General features: G+C 69.6%; 15 protein-coding genes. 9 read left to right on the plus strand and 6 right to left on the minus strand.

Annotated features, from left to right (window positions below; all coding sequences use genetic code 11):
* The first annotated feature begins 895 nt into the window (after positions 1–895).
* The 5 genes from ACZ7OI_RS35055 to ACZ7OI_RS35075 all read left to right on the plus strand — a co-directional run bounded on the left by ACZ7OI_RS35055 (position 896) and on the right by ACZ7OI_RS35075 (position 5,352).
* Positions 896–1,297 (plus strand): YciI family protein, encoded by a 402-nt coding sequence (locus ACZ7OI_RS35055; protein WP_470268377.1) that lies wholly within the window; start codon positions 896–898, stop codon positions 1,295–1,297.
* 83 nt (positions 1,298–1,380) lie between these two features.
* Positions 1,381–2,589, plus strand: coding sequence for an RNA polymerase sigma factor (locus ACZ7OI_RS35060; protein WP_470268378.1), 1,209 nt, complete (start codon positions 1,381–1,383; stop codon positions 2,587–2,589).
* Complete coding sequence (locus tag ACZ7OI_RS35065; RefSeq protein ID WP_470268379.1) at positions 2,582–3,700, plus strand: epoxide hydrolase family protein; 1,119 nt, start codon at positions 2,582–2,584, stop codon at positions 3,698–3,700. The genes ACZ7OI_RS35060 and ACZ7OI_RS35065 overlap by 8 nt, the downstream gene beginning before the upstream one ends.
* Positions 3,701–3,766: 66 nt before the next feature.
* On the plus strand, positions 3,767–4,591 hold the full coding sequence (locus ACZ7OI_RS35070) for an alpha/beta fold hydrolase (protein ID WP_470268380.1): 825 nt from the start codon (positions 3,767–3,769) through the stop codon (positions 4,589–4,591).
* 8 nt (positions 4,592–4,599) lie between these two features.
* Complete coding sequence (locus tag ACZ7OI_RS35075; RefSeq protein WP_470268381.1) at positions 4,600–5,352, plus strand: SDR family NAD(P)-dependent oxidoreductase; 753 nt, start codon at positions 4,600–4,602, stop codon at positions 5,350–5,352.
* 93 nt (positions 5,353–5,445) lie between these two features.
* On the opposite strand, the gene ACZ7OI_RS35080 is transcribed toward ACZ7OI_RS35075, so the two are convergent.
* Complete coding sequence (locus ACZ7OI_RS35080) at positions 5,446–7,059, minus strand: IS1634 family transposase (protein ID WP_470268382.1); 1,614 nt, start codon at positions 7,057–7,059, stop codon at positions 5,446–5,448.
* A gap of 135 nt (positions 7,060–7,194) precedes the next feature.
* Between ACZ7OI_RS35080 and ACZ7OI_RS35085 the strand changes: the two genes are divergently transcribed.
* On the plus strand, positions 7,195–9,792 hold the full coding sequence (locus tag ACZ7OI_RS35085; RefSeq protein ID WP_470268383.1) for a bifunctional FO biosynthesis protein CofGH: 2,598 nt from the start codon (positions 7,195–7,197) through the stop codon (positions 9,790–9,792).
* Here ACZ7OI_RS35085 and ACZ7OI_RS35090 read toward each other — a convergent pair whose 3' ends face one another.
* The 3 genes from ACZ7OI_RS35090 to ACZ7OI_RS35100 all read right to left on the minus strand — a co-directional run bounded on the left by ACZ7OI_RS35090 (position 9,793) and on the right by ACZ7OI_RS35100 (position 12,907).
* The gene (locus ACZ7OI_RS35090) at positions 9,793–10,758 is read right to left on the minus strand and encodes a helix-turn-helix domain-containing protein (protein ID WP_470268384.1); all 966 of its coding nucleotides are present in this window, start codon (positions 10,756–10,758) and stop codon (positions 9,793–9,795) included.
* A gap of 23 nt (positions 10,759–10,781) precedes the next feature.
* Positions 10,782–11,744, minus strand: coding sequence for an alpha/beta hydrolase fold domain-containing protein (locus ACZ7OI_RS35095; protein WP_470268385.1), 963 nt, complete (start codon positions 11,742–11,744; stop codon positions 10,782–10,784).
* A 101-nt stretch (positions 11,745–11,845) separates the two neighbouring features.
* A complete protein-coding gene (locus ACZ7OI_RS35100; protein WP_470268386.1) occupies positions 11,846–12,907 on the minus strand; it encodes an FAD-dependent oxidoreductase in 1,062 nt (353 codons plus the stop codon).
* Positions 12,908–13,024: 117 nt separating this feature from the next.
* Here ACZ7OI_RS35100 and ACZ7OI_RS35105 point away from each other — a divergent pair, with 117 nt between their 5' ends.
* Entirely contained in the window at positions 13,025–13,948 is a 924-nt protein-coding gene (locus ACZ7OI_RS35105; RefSeq protein WP_470268387.1) for a TetR/AcrR family transcriptional regulator C-terminal domain-containing protein, read from the plus strand.
* On the plus strand, positions 13,945–14,355 hold the full coding sequence (locus ACZ7OI_RS35110; RefSeq protein ID WP_470268388.1) for a hypothetical protein: 411 nt from the start codon (positions 13,945–13,947) through the stop codon (positions 14,353–14,355). The genes ACZ7OI_RS35105 and ACZ7OI_RS35110 overlap by 4 nt, the downstream gene beginning before the upstream one ends.
* On the opposite strand, the gene ACZ7OI_RS35115 is transcribed toward ACZ7OI_RS35110, so the two are convergent.
* Positions 14,352–15,650, minus strand: a complete 1,299-nt coding sequence (locus tag ACZ7OI_RS35115) for an LVIVD repeat-containing protein (RefSeq protein ID WP_470268662.1) — start codon at positions 15,648–15,650, stop codon at positions 14,352–14,354. The two genes, ACZ7OI_RS35110 and ACZ7OI_RS35115, sit on opposite strands and share 4 nt — an antisense overlap.
* A gap of 134 nt (positions 15,651–15,784) precedes the next feature.
* Here ACZ7OI_RS35115 and ACZ7OI_RS35120 point away from each other — a divergent pair, with 134 nt between their 5' ends.
* Positions 15,785–17,251 (plus strand): ABC transporter substrate-binding protein, encoded by a 1,467-nt coding sequence (locus ACZ7OI_RS35120; protein ID WP_470268389.1) that lies wholly within the window; start codon positions 15,785–15,787, stop codon positions 17,249–17,251.
* Here ACZ7OI_RS35120 and ACZ7OI_RS35125 read toward each other — a convergent pair.
* A complete protein-coding gene (locus ACZ7OI_RS35125; RefSeq protein WP_470268390.1) occupies positions 17,248–18,126 on the minus strand; it encodes a LysR family transcriptional regulator in 879 nt (292 codons plus the stop codon). The two genes, ACZ7OI_RS35120 and ACZ7OI_RS35125, sit on opposite strands and share 4 nt — an antisense overlap.
* Positions 18,127–18,145: the final 19 nt, after the last annotated feature.

Here is an 18,145-nt window from a genome sequence, read left to right on the forward strand (position 1 = left end):
CCTGAGCCAGGATCAAACTCTCCAACAATGAACAGTTCGATCGAGACTATTTCTCAATCATTCTCAAAGGAAACCCCGACGAGGGGGTTTCATATTAAGCTCTACTGGCTTAGTTCACTAGCACACTGTTGAGTTCTCAAGCAACACACCCCGCATCAAACCCCACCCCCGTAAGGGCGAGCCTGACCGAAGCGGTCATTCCTAGCAGTTTTTGGTGGGACACCCACTCAATCACCCTAGAGGCGAGAGCTTGGTTCGTGTCCCGGCGGCCACCCGGTTTCCCTGGCGACTTGGAGAACTTTACATGGCTCGAAACGGCCCGAAACAGGGGGGTCCCTTAATACGATCTTCGCAGGTCAACCGGCCGAATAGACCCCTTGCGGCTCCTCTGGCGGACCGAGCGGCCGCGAGTCGGCGGACCGAGCCCGGCGAATCCGGTCGCTTATCGGCTCGCGGATGCCGCAATGCGAAGGAACGGGCGGCGCGCTATCGGCGAATAGCGGTCCTCTGGACGGAGCGGCTGGCAATAGGAGCACCGGGCGCGGCGGTGGACGGCGATCGACCGACCGTGGCGGAGTGCGGCATCGAGGCCACGGAGGCGGACCAGCAGCGGGGCGAGCGACGAGGTCGGCTCGGCGGACCAGCAGCGGCACGAGGTCAGTCCGGCGCAGAAGCTGCGGGCAGCGCCAGCAGCGGGAGGGCCGAAGCGCCAGCGAGACGGTTCTGCCGGGGGCATCCTGGTCACCAAGCCGGTCCCGCATGAACCGGCGGGTGACCCAGGTCACCCGAACGGACGCCGACGCGATGTCCGGTCCGGGGCAGGCAGCTTCGTTCTTTCCTCGACTGGCGGCCAAGCGCCGGTCGCAAAGAGCAGGCCCGAGAGAGGGAGCACCCGATGAAGTACTTGATCCTGGCGTACGGCAACCAGCAGGACTACGACCACCTGGGCGGCAAGGACGGCGCCGCGCCCCCGGCTACCCCGGCGGAGCTGACGGCGATCGAGGAGTTCCTCGGCGAGTTCACCGGAGCGCTGGCCGAATCGGGAGAGCTGGTCGAGACGCAGGGGCTCACCGCTCCGCTCCTGGCCCGTCGCCTCGATCTGCGGGACGGCGTTCCGGTCGTCACCGACGGGCCGTTCGGCGAGACCGAGGAGGTCATCGCCGGGTACTGGATGGTCGACTGCGCCAGTTTCGACCGGGCGACCGACATCGCGGCGGGGCTGCTCAAGGCGCCGGGCCGGTTGTCCGAGGCCGGGGTGGTGGTCCGGCCGGTGATGGGGGCCGAGAGCGAGCTCTGACCCGGGCCGGACGCGTCAGCCAACACAAACCGCCCGAGCAAGCCGACCCGGGCGGAACCGAGCGACAGACCGAGGCGGCAGAGATGACCGACCGACTCCACGACACCCTGCGCACCCTCGCCCCGCAGGTGCTGGGCGCGCTGGTCCGCCGGTACGGGCGGTTCGACCCGGCCGAGGACGCCGTCCAGGAAGCCCTGCTCAAAGCCTCCCGGCAGTGGCCGGAGACGGGCATCCCCGAGCGCCCCTTCGGCTGGCTGCTGCAGGTCGCGAGCCGGAAGCTGATCGACCTGCTCCGGGCGGAGCAGGCGAGGCGGGAGCGGGAGGTCCGAGCAGCCCGCGAGGAGGTCGGCGAACCCCAGGGCGACGCCGACGACACGGTGATTCTGCTCCTGCTCTGCTGCCATCCGGCGTTGTCGACGGCGTCGCAGATCGCGCTCACGCTGAGGGCCGTCGGCGGGCTCACGACCGCGGAGATCGCGCGGGCGTTCCTCACCTCCGAGGATTCGATGACCCGCCGGATTTCCCGGGCCAAGCGGACCGTCCAGGACAGCGGCGTGCCGTTCCGGATGCCGCCGCGGGAGGCGCGACAGGAGCGGCTCGCAGCGGTCCTGCACGTCCTCTACCTGATTTTCACCGAGGGCTACTCAGCGACGTCAGGGCCGGATTTGCGCCGAGGGGACCTGGTCGCGGAGGCGATCCGGCTGGCGGAAATGACCGCCGCGTTGCTGCCGGACGACAGCGAAGCCGCGGGATTGCTCGCGTTGATGTTGCTGACGGACGCGCGGTCGCCGGCGCGGGTGACCGAGCAGGGCGAGCTGGTTCCGCTGCACGAACAGGACCGGACGCGCTGGAAAGCCGAGTCGATCCGGCGAGGGGCGGAACTGGTGACGGCGGCCTTGCCGCGCGGGCCGGTCGGGCCGTATCAGCTGCAGGCGGCGATCGCGGCGGTCCACGACGAGGCGGCCACCGCGGAGGAGACCGACTGGCGCCAGATCGTCGGGCTTTACCGGCTGCTGCTCAAAGTTTCGGCGAGTCCGGTCGCGAAGGTGAGCCACGCCGTCGCGGTCGGGATGGCGGACGGGCCGGCGGCGGGGCTCGCACTGCTTGCCGCACTGGACAACCGCGACCGGCGGTTTCACGCGGCGCGGGCACATCTTCTGGAAAGGGCGGGCGACCGCGAAGCGGCTCGGAGCGAGTACCTGCGCGCGGCCGGACTCGCCACCAACATCCGCCAGGTGCGGTATCTCAACGCCTGCGCCCGGCGGCTCTCCGAAGGAGCTGGACATGAGTGACGAGATCCGGCCGTATCGGCTCGAGATCCCGGAAGCGGACCTGGCCGACCTGCGGGAGCGGCTCGGTCGGACGAAGTGGGCGCCGGAGCCGGCCGGCGGCGACCAGGGATACGGCGTCAACGTCGCCCGGGTGCGCGAGCTGGCCGAGCACTGGCGCCGTCGCTACGACTGGCGGGCCTTGGAACGGCGGTTCAACGAGTATCCCCAGTTCACGACGACGCTCGACGGCAGCAACGTCCACTTCTTGCACGCCCGTTCCCCGGAGCCGGGCGCGATCCCGTTGATCCTCAGCCACGGCTGGCCGGGGTCGGCTGCGGAGTATCTGGCCGCGGTCGGGCCGCTGAGCGATCCTCGCGCGCACGGGCTTGATCCGTCGATCGCGTTCGACGTCGTGCTTCCGTCGTTGCCGGGGTTCGGGTTTTCCGGTCCGACGGCCGACACCGGCTGGGGTCCGCGGCGGATCGCGCGGGCCTGGGCGGAGTTGATGCGCCGGCTCGGCTACGAGCGCTACGGGACGGCGGGCAACGACTGGGGTTCGGGGATCGCTCCGGAGGTCGGCCGGGTCGCGCCGGAGCGGGTGATCGGCGCGCACGTGACGCAGACCTGGGATCCGCCGCCGGACGACGATCCACAATGGATCGCCGAACTGTCCCCTAAGGACAAAGCCGCGTGGGACGCGTTCCACCGCTACTTCGCCCACGAAGCTTCCTACGGCGTCGTCCAGGCACAGCAGCCGCAAACGCTCGCGCACGCGCTGTCCGACTCCCCCGTCGGCCTGCTCGGCTGGAACGCGCAGGCGATGCACGACCACGGCCTCGACGCCGACGGGATCCTCGCCCACGTCACGATCCACTGGCTGACCGGCACGGCGGGTTCGGCGATCCGGATCTACGCCGAGGAAGCCCGCGAGACGCCCGCCGAGGGCCGCAATCCGGTGCCGCTCGGGGTCGCGCAGTTCCCGGGCGACCTCCCGTCGATCCGGGTGTTCACCGAGCATCACCGGAATCTGGTGTCCTGGAACGAGTACGACCGCGGCGGGCATTACGCGGCGCAGGAGGTGCCGGAGCTGTGGGCGGGCGACGTCCGACAGTTCTTCGCGAAGCTGCGCTAGAAAACATTGCTCCGACTACATTGCGCCTTATTGCACTGAGAAATCGCCCCGATTAGCGTCGGGGACATGCAGACAGTCCTTCTCCCCTCCGGCGCGCGGATCGCCTACGACGATCCGGGACCGCAGCCGAAGATCCCGGTGCTTCTCGTGCACGGGCATCCGTTCGACCGGTCCATGTGGGGTCCGCAGGCTGAGCATCTCGCGCGGAACGGGCATCGGGTCGTGGTGCCTGACCTGCGGGGATACGGGGACAGCACCGGTCCGGCGGTCTGCGGGCTCGAAGACTTCGCCGGGGATCTGATCGAGCTGGCCGATCACCTCGGTCTGGCGCGCTTCGCGCTCGGCGGGCTGTCGATGGGCGGGCAGATCGCGATGCAGACCGTCCGGGATCACCCGGAGCGGATTGCCGCGCTGGTGCTCGCCGACACGTTCGCCGAGCCCGAGACCGACGAAGGCAAGGTGGTCCGCAATCAAGCCGCGGACCGGGTGCTGGCGGAAGGCATGACCGCGTACGCCGACGAGCTGCTGCCGAAGATGGTGTCGCCCGGCACGCTCCGCTCAAAGACCGAGGTAGCCGGGCACGTCCAGAAGATGATGCACGACGCACCGGCGACAGGCGCGGCGGCAGCGCTTCGAGCCCGGGCGAAGCGACCGGACTATCGCGATTCGCTCAAGCAGGTCAGCGTGCCGACGCTGGTCGTCGTGGGCAGCGAAGACGAGTTCACGCCGGTCGCCGACGCGCAGCTGCTGCACCGGCTCGTAGCCGGCTCGGAGCTGGTGGTGCTCGACGGCGCGGGGCACCTGCCTAACCTGGAACTCGCGGCCGAGTTCAACGACGTGTTCGGCCGCTTCCTGGACCAGGTCCGGCCGGACCACGCAGAAGAACGGTGACGCACTCCATGAAGACCGTATTGGTGAGCGGCGCGAGCGCCGGGTTCGGTGCCGCGATCACGCGCCGGTTCGTCGCGGAAGGAGCCCGGGTCGTCGCCGCGGCCCGCAGCGGCGACCGGCTCAAGACCCTCGCGGACGAACTGGGCGACGCGGTGTACCCGCTGGTGCTGGACGTCCGTGACGCGGCGGCGGTCGCCGACGTCGTCGCGGAGCTGCCCGAGGAGTGGGCGAAGATCGACATCCTGGTCAACAACGCCGGCCTCGCGAAGGGTCTCGAACCCGCGCACGAGGCGAAGCTGGACGACTGGGACCAGATGATCGAAACCAACGTGACTGGTCTCGTCCACCTGACCCGAGCGGTGCTGCCCGGAATGGTCGAACGCGGAGCCGGGCACGTGATCAACATCGGCTCCGTCGCAGGCACCTACGCCTACCCCGGCGCGAACGTCTACGGCGCGACCAAGGCGTTCGTCCACCAGTTCAGCCTCAACCTGCGCTCCGACCTGCGCGGCACCGGCGTCCGAGTGACCAACGTAGAGCCCGGCCTGGTAGGCGGCACCGAATTCTCGACCGTCCGCTTCGGCGGCGACCAGACCAAGGCGAACAACGTCTACGCCGGCACCACCCCCCTGACCGCAGACGACGTCGCCGAGTCCGTCTACTGGGCCAGCTCCCAGCCAGAACACGTGAACATCAACGTCATCGAACTGATGCCAGTAGTCCAAACCTTCTCCGCGCTGAACATCGACCGCGAGAGCTAAGCCTCCGACGTCCGTGAGGGGAACCCTGAGGGAATCAGATTCCTTCAGGGTTCCCCTCACAGCCCTTCGGCCACCCACCCCACCGCAGCCGAATCACCCAGGCGCAAACCGCTCCAACCCGAACAACTCAAACAACGCCTGCTGCCGACCAGTCCGATCAGACAAAATCCGCCGCGTCCGGGGCCGCCCGCCCGTAGACCGATGCCGCAGCACCGTCTCCCCGATCCCCCGCAACTGGTCAAGCAACTCAGCCACCGACAGATTCATCCCAGCCCGGTCCGCCTCCCGCCGCATCAGGTGCGTGACCGTCGCAGCCAGCACCGACACCAACGTATGCACCGCGATCCGGTGCGGCGTCCACTCCCATCGCGGCGACGGCCCGGCCACCGCGGACCCGGTGAGCCAGCGAAACGTCGAGTCGAGGTAGGTCCGGGCCCGATAGGCGGTGACCACCTCGGCAACCGGCCAGTCCCGGTCCGTCACGAGGATCTGCTTGCCGAAAAACTCCTCCGCCAGCCGAGCGACCGCAGCGTCATCAACCCGCCGCTCCAGCCGCAGCTCCCCAGCGCGGCTTCCGGTGAGCGTCGTGTTCAACACCCGCTCCACCCGCCGACCACGAATGATCCGGGACATCTCCGCATGCACCTGCGTCCGGTCCCCCCGATGCGTACCAGCCGCAAGCGCAGCCGCTAACCCGTCCAGCTCCCGCACCGTCGTGCTCAGCTCGCTGGTGAACGCCCGATACTGCGCCGCGTGCAACGTCGCGGAATGAGTAAGGATCACGCGCCGACGCGCACCGTCCACAGTCGCCAACGTGTCAAAGGCAGTCAGCCCGGCGAACCGCTCCGGATCCACCCGCCGCCGCACCGACGCCGGACGCGAGAGCAACTCCGGATGATCAGCCAGCGGAAGCGAACCGACAAACCCGGTCCTCGCCCCCAAATCAAGCTGCGCAGCCTGCCCGGCATGGAAGACCAATGTGACGTCCGTGGCCGGATACCGCTCCCCCAACTCCACCGCCAGCGCACCGAAGGTAGGGGCCTTCTCCCTCCGATAAACCCGGGAAGCCAACGGAATCGCCCCATCCCGCGTGACAACCAGCCCCAGCCCGGCGAGCACGTCCTGACAAGCCGACGGCAGCGTGCAATCCGCAGCGGTGAACGCGGCGAACTGCGCGACATCGACCGCCAACGCCTCTGTGCCATCGTCGCCCAGCAACTCCAGAACCGCTTCCGCGACAACGGTTTCCACTCCAGCGATCCGCTCCGGGTTGAGCCGCTGCAACGCCCGCCAATGGCTGGCCGTCGTCATCGACCCCTTGGGCGGCCGAGGCCGGACGAGATCCTGCGCGAGACAGCCCGTCCACCACTCCTCGAACTCCATCTCCGGAGCGGTCGCCCGATGCAGCACGGCCAGCGCGACATGGAGGCCGAGCGTCGGCCGGGCACGCTGCGGCCCGGCGACGGAATCAACGCGCCGGACAAGGTCCAGCCGCTGCAACGTCCCCCACACGGCGGAGACGTCCCCGAACGACCGATGCCGCGCGCCGGCCGCCTCCGGACCGCCGCCGGCCACCGCAGCAGCGATGTCCTCCGCCGTGCCGAGATAACGCTGGCCGACCACGCGCGGCTTGCCGTCGACGCGCGCGGACTCGGCGAGGTAGTAGTACGTCCGCCCGCCGATGCGCTTCCCGATCACTGACGCCACCCTTTAGGTAATACCGGCGCGAACGACCGTCCACAAGCCCGCAACCTGCGCTAATGATCACTCTGGACCCAGCGCGCGCACCGTGGCGGGCTAAGAGCTGGCTGGTCGCGGCGGCCGGGTCCTAGCGTGGCGGGAATGGAGCCCGAAGCTGGCGTGACCACGCCCACCCCGTCGGCCATGCGCCGTGCGCTCGCCCGCGCGCGGGACGGGAAGACGCTCGACGTCGCCGAGGCGGCCGTGCTGCTGCACGCCCGCGGCGACGACCTCAAGACTTTGTCCGACCACGCCTCCCGCATCCGCGACGCGGGCCTCGAAGAAGCCGGTCGCGCGGGGATCATCACCTACAGCCGCAAGGTGTTCATCCCGCTGACCCGGCTGTGCCGGGACCGGTGCGGCTACTGCACCTTCGTCACCGTCCCCGGCAAGCTCGAATCGCCGTTCTTGTCCCCGGACGAGGTCCTCGACATCGCCCGCAAGGGTGCCGAAATGGGCTGCAAGGAAGCTCTTTTCACCCTCGGCGACCGGCCGGAGGACCGCTGGAAGGCCGCGCGCGAGTGGCTGGACGCGCACGGCTACGACGACACGCTGTCCTACGTCCGCGCGATGGCGATCCGGGTGCTCGAGGAGACCGGTCTGCTGCCGCACCTCAACCCGGGGGTCATGAGCTGGCAGGACTTCCAGCGGCTCAAGCCGGTCGCGCCGTCGATGGGCATGATGCTGGAGACCACCGCGCGCCGGCTGTGGAGCGAGAAGGGCGGGCCGCATTACGGTTCGCCGGACAAGGATCCCGAGGTCCGGCTGCGCGTGCTGGAGGACGCCGGGCGCAGCTCGGTGCCGTTCACCACCGGCGTGCTGATCGGGATCGGCGAGACGCACGAGGAACGCGCCGACGCGCTGTTCGCGATCCGCAAGACCGCGCGCGAGTACGGCGGCATCCAGGAAGTCATCGTGCAGAACTTCCGGGCCAAGCCGGACACGAAGATGCGCGCGACCCCGGACGCCGACCTCGAAGAACTCGCCGCGAACATCGCTGTCGCCCGGTTGGTGCTGGGTCCGCGGATGCGCATCCAGGCGCCGCCGAACCTCATCGGCGACCAGTACGACCTGATGATCCGCGCGGGCATCGACGACTGGGGCGGCGTTTCGCCGCTCACCCCGGACCACGTGAACCCCGAACGCGCGTGGCCGCAGATCGACCTGCTGGCAAGGCAAACCGAAAAGGCCGGGTACGCGCTGCGCGAGCGGCTGACCATCTACCCGGAGTACGTGAAGCGCGGCCAGCCGTGGCTGGACCCGCGTGTCACGCGGCACGTCGCGGCACTGGTCGACGGGGAGACCGGGCTGGCGCGCGAAGGCGCGATGCCGGTCGGGATCCCGTGGCAGGAGCCGGACGGCGGCTGGCAGGAATCCGGCCGCACCGATCTGCACACCGAGATCGACACCACCGGCCGCACCGAGGACCGGCGAGGCGACTTCGATTCGGTCTACGGGGACTGGAAAGAGATCGGCCGGAAGATCAAGACCGGGCCGCAGCGGTTCGACACCGACATCCGGGATGCGTTGCGCAGTGCGGAAAAAGACCCCGCCGGGCTGTCCGACGACGCCGCGCTCGCCCTGCTGCACGCGGACGGGCCGGAGCTGGACGCGCTCACGAAGCTGGCCGACGACCTGCGGCGCGAGGTGGTCGGGGACGACATCACCTTCGTCGTCACGCGGAACATCAACTTCACCAACGTCTGCTACACCGGCTGCCGCTTCTGCGCCTTCGCGCAGCGAAAGACCGATGCGGACGCGTACACGTTGTCGCTGGAGCAGGTCGGCGAACGGGTGGACGAGGCGTGGGCCGCGGGCGCGACCGAGATCTGCATGCAGGGCGGGATCCACCCGGATCTGCCGGGGACCGCGTACTTCGACCTCGCGGCCGAGGTGAAGCGGCGGCAGCCGGACATCCACCTGCACTCGTTCAGCCCGATGGAGGTCGTGAACGGCGCGTCGCGGACGAATCTGTCCATTCGCGACTTCCTGATCCGGGCGAAGGAGTCCGGAGTGGACTCGCTGCCGGGCACCGCGGCGGAGATCCTCGACGACGACGTCCGGTGGGTGCTCACCAAGGGCAAGCTGCCGACGGACGCGTGGATCGAGGTGGTCACCACCGCGCACGACGTCGGGCTGCCGACCACGGCGACGATGATGTACGGCCACGTGGACAACCCGAGCCACTGGGTCGGGCATCTGAAGCTGCTGGCCAAACTGCAGCGCGAGGGCGTGGAACGCAACGGGCGGCGCGGGTTCAGCGAGTTCGTGCTGCTGCCGTTCATCCACCAGAGCTCGCCGATCTATCTGGCCGGCCTCGCCCGCGCGGGCACCACGCTGCGCGAGAACCGGGCGGTGCACGCGCTGTCCCGGCTGCTGCTGCACGGCACGTTCGACAACATCCAGAGCTCCTGGGTGAAGCTCGGCGAGGAAGGCAGCCGGGCGGTGCTGCAGGGCGGCGTCAACGACATCGGCGGCACGCTGATGGAGGAGACGATCAGCCGGATGGCGGGCGCGGCGAACGGCTCGTACAAGACGATCAGCGACATGCGCGCGATGGTCGAGCCGCTCGGACGTCCGCTGCGGCAGCGGACCACGTCGTACGGCACGCCGACGGACGAGCGGATCGCCGCGGCGAACGAGTCCGACGGGGTCGCGACGGCGGTGCGGAAGCCGTTGCTGCCGCTGCTCACGCCGTGATCAACCGGTGCGGTGCAGCCGCCACAGCGCGATAGCCAGCTGCAACCGCAACCGGCCCGCGGGATCGCGCACTGGCCAGCCGAGCAGAGCTTCGGCGTGGGCCAGGCGCTCCTGCAGGGTCGAATGGTGCACTACCAGCGCGTTCGCGGCGGCGCGCAGGCTCGGAGCTCCCGCGACGGCGACCAGCGTGGGCAACACCCACGGGGCCGTCGTGCGGGCGTTCTCCAGGCTCGTGACGTCCGCGACCGGTTTGGTGCCGGGTCCGACCGCATCGGCGAGCACCGACAGGCCGCCGAGGTCGGCATAGTCCACAACGGACGGACCGGGGTCTTCTTCGGTTGCGGTGAAACGGAAAGCGGTCCGGGCTTGCTCGCCGGACACCGGCAGGTCGACCAGGTTCACCACAGTCCCCAGCCCCACGCGGGTCCGCTCCGGCGGAGTCCACTGTGGAGGGACGATCAGCGGTACCGCGTCGGCCACGACAGCCCGCGCGGTCGTGCCGAGACCGAGGCGGTGTGCGGCGCGGAGGCGGGTTCGCTCGTCCGCTGACGCGTCCAGCACCACTTCGACCGACGCCGGATCGACGACCCGCCCGCGCGTGCGGTCCAGTACTGCCCGCGCCGCGGCAGATGCGCGCTCCAGCACCATGGCGTCCACCGGACTCGCCGGACCGGGCCGTTCCAGCCACAACGCGACCGGCCCGTCCGGACGCACCGGAGCCGACGGCCATTCCGGATCGGGCAGCTCGGCCGACGGCACGACACGTCCGTCCGGTTCGACGCGGACGCGCACCCGGCGTTCGTCGTCGGCCAGCCGCGCCGGACAGCCCGACAGCACCGCCGCGCCGCGCACGATCGGCTCCAGGCCGGCGCGGCCCTCGACCAGCCGGTCGAAGTACGCGATGACCTTGACCGTCTCGGCCGCGCCGGGATCGAGCGCGCTCAGATGCGTGACCAGCTCCCTCATCGGTCCATCATCGCTTGTCCGGCTCAGCCGAGCAGCCGCCGCAGCCACGGAGTCCGCTCGGCGCGAGCCTGTTGCGACAGCGCCGCTTGCGGGGCGGAGCCGTCGAAGCCGTGGAAGGCACCGGGCCAGACGTGCAGTTCCGCCTGCACCCCGGACAGCCACAGCTGGTTCGCGTAAGCGATGACCTCGTCGCGGAAGGTCTCGGTGCTCCCGACGTCGAGGAAAGCGGGCGGGAGGCCGGACAGGTCTTCGGCGCGCGCGGGCGCGGCGTACGGCGACACGTCCGGACCGCCGCGGGCGTCGCCGAGCAACGCCGTCCAGCCGACGTTGTTCGCGGCGCGGTCCCAGCTGCCCATCTCGGCCATCTGGATCGCCGAGGGAGAGTCGTTGCGGTCGTCGAGCATCGGGTACACCAGCAGCTGGCCGATCAGATCCGGGCCGCCTCGGTCCCGGGCCAGCAGCGCGGTCGCCGCCGCGAGCCCGCCGCCCGCGCTCGCTCCGCCGATCACGACACGGGAGGCGTCGAAGCCGTACTCGGCGGCGTGTTTGACCGTCCATTCGAGACCGGCGTAGCAGTCCTCGACCGGTGCCGGATGCGGGTGTTCGGGCGCGACCCGGTAGTCGACGCAGACGAAGCCGAGGCCCAGTTCGGTCGCGTACTCCTTGAGGACTTGCAGGTCACCGCCCTTGTGGCCGCCGATGATCATGCCGCCGCCGTGCAGCCAGTACAGCACCGGGACGTCGACCGCCCCGGCCGGCCGCGCGACGATCAGCGGGATCGGGCCGCGCGGTCCTTCAGCGTCCGCTTCGGACACTTCGAGGGCGCCGTCGGCGGTGATCTCGTCCAGCGAGATCTGTCGCTTCGCCGCCTCCGCGCGCACCGCCGGGATCGACTCGAGCGTTTTGATCGGCGGGCGTTCGGCTGCCAGCACTTCGAGCGCCGCGGCGAGCTCGGGGTCGAACGGGAGCGGCGGATAGGCGGTCATCGCGGGGGGCCTCCAAGGACTCGGGTACTGGACCCATCCTCGCCACCCGGGAGCCGGACGGGGCCAGCCGGGCGGCGGGAATCTCCCGCCGGATGGCGGGGTCAGCGGTCCAGGCTGATCGCGTTCTTCGCCCGTGCGACGGATTCCTCCGGCGCGGGTCCGTTCGCGTTTTCCGTGGCCAGCGCCTGGTTCAGCTCGACGAACGGGCGCATCCGGGTCTCGTAGTCCGCCAGGCCGTCAGCCAGGACGTACGCACCGACCAAGGCGAGGCTCGTGCCCTGCCCGGACAGCACGGACGCGCAGTACCCGGCGTCGCCGACCAGCGCGACCCGGCCGGTCGTCCAGCGGTCAAGGTGGATCTGGAGCATGGCGTCGAAGAAGAACGCCGGGGCGTCCTCCATGGCCTTGAGCAGCTCGGGAACCGGTCCGCCGACCTCGCTCAACCGCTGCGCGATGAGCTTCTTCTGCTCCGCGACGTCCCGGATCTCGCGGTACTCCGGTTCGCCGAAGCCGAGCGTCACCCGGATCTCCGCGTTGCCCGGCACCGGATAGACCGCGCCGCCGACGCCTTCGCCCTGGAACCAGATCTGCCAGTCTTCGAGGCCGACCGTGTTGGCCGCCGGGAAGATCGCCAGGTACTGGCCGAGGTAACGGCGGAACTGGTCCTCCGGACCGAACGCGAGCCGCCGGACCGCCGAGTGCGCGCCGTCCGCGCCGACGATCAGGTCGAACGTGCGCGGCTCGGCGTTGGCGAACTCGACCCGGCCGGACTCGGCGTCGAGCGCGGTGATCTCGTCGCCGAAGCGGTACTCGACGTCGGCCGCATTGTGCAGCAGCTCGACCAGGTCGTCGCGGAGGATCTCGATGTCCGCGCTGTCGAGCCGGCCGCTGCTGTAGGTGCGTTCCTCGGAACGGAACACCTCGTTGCCGGATGCGTCGAGCATCGACATCCCGCGCATCCGCGTCCGCTTGGCGCGGACCTGCTCCCCCAGGCCCATCCGCTCGACGACCTCCAGCGCGACGCCGCGGATGTCGATCGCCTGACCCCCGCTGCGCAGTCCGTCCGCGCGCTCGACGACCGTCACGTCGTAGCCGTTGCGACGCAGCCAGTAGGCCGACGCGCATCCGGCAACTCCCGCGCCGCAAACCAGTGCTTCAGGCATGTTCTCACCCCTCGATACGGTGCATCCTTACCCTGATGAACCTGCCGTGACCTGGGATCCGCTGCCAAAACTGACCTAGTACAGTTACCCTTCTGACCTAGTACAGACAGGACGCCGATGCCGACCGAACCGCCGTACCTCCGCATCGCCGCCGCACTCCGCGAGGAGATCGCGCAGCTGCCGCCGGGTGCGAAAGTGCCGTCGACGCGTCAGCTGGCTTCGGCGCATGGTGTCGCGACGGCCACCGCGGCCAAGGCGCTCGACGTCTTGCGCCGTGAGGGCGTGGTCCGTGCCGAACCCCGGTCGGGTCATGTCGTCGCCGGTCCGCACACCGCTGCCGACCCGAAGCGGCCAGCGTTGACACGGGATCGGTTGGTGCGCACGGCAATCGCGATCGCCGATGCGGAAGGTGTCGCGGCGTTGTCGATGCGCGGGCTGGCCGCGCGGCTGGGCGTTCCGGCGATGGCTCCGTACCGCTATCTGTCCGGAAAGGACGAACTGGTCTTCCTGATGGCGGACCACGTCTACGGCGAAATCGGTTATCCGGCACGGGAACCGGAGGGGTGGCGGGCGCGGCTGGAGCTGTCGGCGCGCACGCTGTGGTCAGTGCACCGGCGACATCCGTGGCTGGCGCATCTCGTGCCGCTCACCCGGCCGTGGCCGCTGCCGAACCTGGCCGCGCACAACGAACGCGCACTGGCGGCGTTGTCGGTGTTCGGGCTGAACTCGGCTGATCTGTGCGATCTGAATGTGCTGTTCTTCAACCACATTCAGGGCACGGCGATCCATCTGGAGCGGGAACGGCACGCGATGGGCGCGACGGGGATCACCGAGGACCAGTGGATGGAGACGCAGGAGCGAGGGTACGCGGCGCTGACCGGGTCGGGGCGGTATCCGGTGCTCGCGCGGATGGTGGGGGATCTTGCCGAGGGGTACGACCTCGATCTGGACCATCTGTTCGAGATCGGGCTGCAGGCGTTGCTGGACGGGCTGGCGGTGCGTTATCCGGTTGGCGGCGAGGTTTCCGGGAGGCGGGCGTGAACCGCATCCGCCTGGTCCCCGCGATCCGCGAGCGCAGGAAGCATCAGCGTGAGCGCAGGTATCTCGACTTCGAGGTCGACGGCGTCAGCCTGCGCGGCTTGGTCGACACCGAACTGGACCTGATCTCGGTGTTGCCCACCGACCGCCCGCGCGATCCGTTGCGCTTGGCCCGCGTGCTCGGCGAGGCTCCGGGCGACTCGCCGGACGGCCGGGTGCTGCTGTACGTCTGCCCCGAATGCGAAGACATCGAGTGCGGTGCCATCGCCGCGAAGGTTTCGCGGCGAGGTGACCTCGTCACCTGGCGAGACCTTGGCGTACCGGAAGAAGACGAGGCGGACAACGAATTCGTCGAGCACACGGTCACCTTCTCGGCGCGACAACTCCCCCGCGAGCTGCCCTCCCGCTAAGCAGTGAGCTTCAGAATGTCGATCCCACGCTTGTTGTCCGCCACATACGCGTACCCGTCGTGCCAGTACGGAGCCCACGAAGCCGCGTCCGCCGGCCGGAAGTACGCGATCTGCGTCGGGTTCGACGGGTCGCTCACGTCCAGGAACCGGGTCCCCTGCGCGTAAAACGACTGCACCAGCACATGCCCGCGCACGTCGAAGTAGTGTGCCGAGCAGTCGTCGGACACCGGGTCGCTGCCTTCCTGCCCGGCGACGCCCCAGGTGCCGATGCTGCGCATCCGGAACGGATTCTCCGGCGTCGACCGCCAGCCTTCGCCCTGGTACGAGCCGTCCAGCGAGGAAATCGTCAGCACGCCGTCGCCCGCGCAGCCGGGGAGGAAGCTTTCCTCGGTGGCGTACACCAAGTCATGACCGCGCCAGGCGCCGTCGTCGCGTGCGCCGACCGGGTGGAAGCTGTTGTGCAGGAACTTCGACGGCGCGGCCGTTTCCGACACTCCGCCGCCCGCGTACGGCACCGGTTTGAGCGCGGTCGCCCAGCGGTAGCGGTTCTGCACCGGGTCGTGATGGAGACCGGAAGTCCAGTAGCCGCGCACGCCGCCCGCGCCGGACACCCACGCGACGCCCATCTTGTCCACCTGCACGTCGTGCACGTAGTCGGTTTTGCCGTCGTTGCGGGCGAGTTCGATCGGGTCCGGGTGCACCTTCGGGTCGCGCGGGTTGCGCACGTCGGTGACCCAGATCGGCCTGCCGCCCCAGTCCGCGGGCTGGTTGTCGGCCTTCGCCGGGCCGCCGGTCCAGAGGTAGCGGCAGTCGTCGACGCAGCTGGTGGTGTGGCCCGCCGGGACCTTGACGTAGCTGAGGATCTCGGGCTTCTCCGGATGCGACACGTCGACCACGTAAATCCCGGACTCGCCGGTGTGCGTGTTGCCCTTGAACGCACGCGGGTCGCGGGAGAGGAACACGAGCTTGCGCTTCGCGTCGACCTCGGTGTCCTCGGTCTCCCACAGCCCGGGCAGGCTCAGCTCGCCGATCGCGCGCGGCTTCGCCGGATTGTCCGTGAGGTCGTAGACTTTCAGGCCGAACTGGCCGGACACGACCATCACGTCGCGTTTGCCGTAGCTGAGGAAATTCGCCGAAATGGCTCCTTGCGCGTCGGGCACGTTGCCGACCGGCTGCACGCCCTTGATCGCGCCGGGATCGCCCAGCGAATGCTTCGCCTCGGTGACCGGCTTGTCGTCCTCGCAGGCCGCGGCGGGCCATCCGGTCGCGACGAGCGTCGCCGCCGCGGTCGCCATCGCCAGTCCGGAACGAATCCACCAACGGCGCACGCGAAACCTCCAGGAGACCCCAGTGTGACTGAAGTACTTTAAGACGGTCCCTAACCGGACACAACCGCCTTTAGTGGCTTTCCACCTGGTAGTAAGTCAGCATGCGATCGCGTCTGCTGGTCCCGCTCACGCTCGCCGCCGTCGTCGCGGCCGGTCTCTCCGGCTGTTCGTCGTCGGCCGAACCCGCCCGGCCCGGCGTCTTGTCGGTCGGCCTCGGCGAACCCGGCACCCTGCTGCCCGCCGACGTCACCGATCCGTCCGGACGGCTCGTCACCGGCGCGCTGTGGACGCCGCTCGCCGATTACGATCCGGCCAGCGGAAAAGCGACCCCGCGCGCGGCCGAATCGATCAGCAGCACGGACCGCGTGACGTGGACCGTGCGGTTGCGGCCTGGGAAGTTCCACGACGGCACTCCGGTCACCGCACAGTCCTATGTGGACACCTGGAAGGCGATCGCGGGTCATCACTGGGCCAGCTCCCCGGTGCTCACGAAGTCGCTGCGAGCCAAGGAAATCACCGCAGTCGACCCGGCGCAGCTGCGGATCGTGCTCGACCGGCCGTCGAACCAAGTGCCAGCCTGGCTGTCCGCGCCCGGGCTGGTGCCGCTGCCCGCGTCGGTGCTGAAATCGCGCGACTGGAACGGGTTCGCCCGCCATCCGATCGGCAACGGACCGCTGCGGCTGGAGGGCGACTGGCAGTCCGGTTCCGGCGGCAAGCTCGTCCGGGTCGCCGCGGATCCGGGACGGGCCAAGGAGATCGAGCTGCGCGTCGGCAATCCGGCGGAGCAGTACGACGACGTCAAGGAAGGCAAGCTCGACGTCGCCACGTCCGTCCCCGGCGATCGGCACGAGGCGATGCACGCCGATTTCGCCGACCGGCACGCGACGTGGGCGCTGCCCCGCGCTGGCTACCTGGTGTTTTCCGCCGAGGCGACGCGATTCGCCGACCCGACGGTGCGGCACGCTTTCGCGCTCGGCACCGACCGCGGCGCACTGGAATCCGGGCCGCTCGCGCACCAAGCGGACGCGGCCAAGGGGTTGCTGCCGCCCGCGGTCGCACCCGGCGAACGGTCCGGAAGCTGCCGTCCGTGCACTTTCGACGGCCCGGCCGCCAAATCCCTGTTGAACCAAGCGGGATTCGCCGGCGACGCCACAATGTACTACGACAGCTTCGACGGCACCTGGCCGCAGGCATTAGCCGACGGATTGTCGAAGAGCCTGGGAATCCCGGTCACCGCACAGCGAAAAGCCACCGGAGGCAAGCCGACCGGGCCGTCCGCGTTGGAGGTCAAGGCGGTTTCGCCAAGCCCGTCCGACATCCTCCACGCGCTCGCGGACGCCGCGGGTTACACCGATGCCGGGTTCGCCGCCGACCTCGACTCCGCCGAAACCACCGCCTCGCCGGAAGAATCCGCGCAGCTCTTCCGGGTCGCGGAGAACGAAGCACTGCGCGATCTCCCGGCGATTCCACTGTGGACCGGGCACGGACACGCCGTCTGGTCCGCCCGGGTCCACGACGCCGTGACGACGCCGTTCACCGGAATCGACCTGACTCGGCTGCGCGATTAAACCCGGGCGTGCCGCGCCAGCACTTCGCCGAACGCTGCGGTCAACGGATCCGGTTCGCTGCGTCCGTAAGCGACCAACTCGCGCCGAATCGGCTTGCCAGGACGCAAAACCCGGCCGCTGAACTCCGCTGGCAGCACGTTCGCCGGAACCAACGCAGGCCCCAGCCCGGCCGCCGCGAGCAACGGTGCGGCGGCGGTCTGTTCCGTGCGCACGGCAGGCCGCGGCCGGAACCCCGCTTCCGCACAGGCCGCATCGAGAAGTTCCGCTAACCCGTGCCCAGGCGCGTAATGCACCCACGCGCAGTCGGCAAGATCGGCTAACTCGACCGTACCGTCCGAAGTGGACTCCGTCGCGCCGTCAGCCGGGAGCACCACGACGAACTCCTCGGTGCCCAGCGACCGCACCGGCCCGGTCCAGTTAGCCGGACGCGGACCGATCGCGAGGTCCGCTTCTCCGGCCAGCATCGCGTCGCGCAGTTCGTCGGCGTGGCGGTATTCGAAAAGCCGCACGTCGACGTCCGGCCGCTCGCGCCGCCACACCCGGAGGGCGGGCGGCAGCACGCCGAGACTCACCGAGTAGACGGTCGCGATCAGCAGCTCTCCGGCGACCTGACCAGAAGCTTGCCGCGCGGCGCACCGGGCGCGTTCGGCGTCGGCGAGCGTGGCGCGGGCGTGCGGGAGCATCGCGCGGCCCATCGGCGTGAGCCGGACCGAACGCGGCAACCGTTCCAGCAGCGGCCCGCCGACACTGTGTTCCAGCGCCCGCATCTGGTGCGAAAGCGCGGGCTGCGTCACGTGCAGCTGCTCGGCAGCCCGGGTGAACGAACCCATGTCCACCACCGTGACCAGGTATTCGAGCTGCCGCAGACTTGTCATAAGCCCAGTTTATCGAAGC

This window comes from Amycolatopsis sp. NPDC114503 (assembly GCF_055633655.1).

Coding starts and splice junctions, on each gene's coding strand:
- ACZ7OI_RS35090 (WP_470268384.1), bottom strand. CDS start 10,758: ATGAGGGAGCTGGTCACGCATCTGAGCGCGCTCGATCCCGGCGCGGCC.
- ACZ7OI_RS35070 (WP_470268380.1), top strand. CDS start 3,767: ATGCAGACAGTCCTTCTCCCCTCCGGCGCGCGGATCGCCTACGACGAT.
- ACZ7OI_RS35100 (WP_470268386.1), bottom strand. CDS start 12,907: ATGCCTGAAGCACTGGTTTGCGGCGCGGGAGTTGCCGGATGCGCGTCG.
- ACZ7OI_RS35115 (WP_470268662.1), bottom strand. CDS start 15,650: ATGGCGACCGCGGCGGCGACGCTCGTCGCGACCGGATGGCCCGCCGCG.
- ACZ7OI_RS35125 (WP_470268390.1), bottom strand. CDS start 18,126: ATGACAAGTCTGCGGCAGCTCGAATACCTGGTCACGGTGGTGGACATG.
- ACZ7OI_RS35095 (WP_470268385.1), bottom strand. CDS start 11,744: ATGACCGCCTATCCGCCGCTCCCGTTCGACCCCGAGCTCGCCGCGGCG.
- ACZ7OI_RS35065 (WP_470268379.1), top strand. CDS start 2,582: ATGAGTGACGAGATCCGGCCGTATCGGCTCGAGATCCCGGAAGCGGAC.
- ACZ7OI_RS35075 (WP_470268381.1), top strand. CDS start 4,600: ATGAAGACCGTATTGGTGAGCGGCGCGAGCGCCGGGTTCGGTGCCGCG.
- ACZ7OI_RS35105 (WP_470268387.1), top strand. CDS start 13,025: ATGCCGACCGAACCGCCGTACCTCCGCATCGCCGCCGCACTCCGCGAG.
- ACZ7OI_RS35060 (WP_470268378.1), top strand. CDS start 1,381: ATGACCGACCGACTCCACGACACCCTGCGCACCCTCGCCCCGCAGGTG.
- ACZ7OI_RS35055 (WP_470268377.1), top strand. CDS start 896: ATGAAGTACTTGATCCTGGCGTACGGCAACCAGCAGGACTACGACCAC.
- ACZ7OI_RS35085 (WP_470268383.1), top strand. CDS start 7,195: ATGGAGCCCGAAGCTGGCGTGACCACGCCCACCCCGTCGGCCATGCGC.
- ACZ7OI_RS35120 (WP_470268389.1), top strand. CDS start 15,785: ATGCGATCGCGTCTGCTGGTCCCGCTCACGCTCGCCGCCGTCGTCGCG.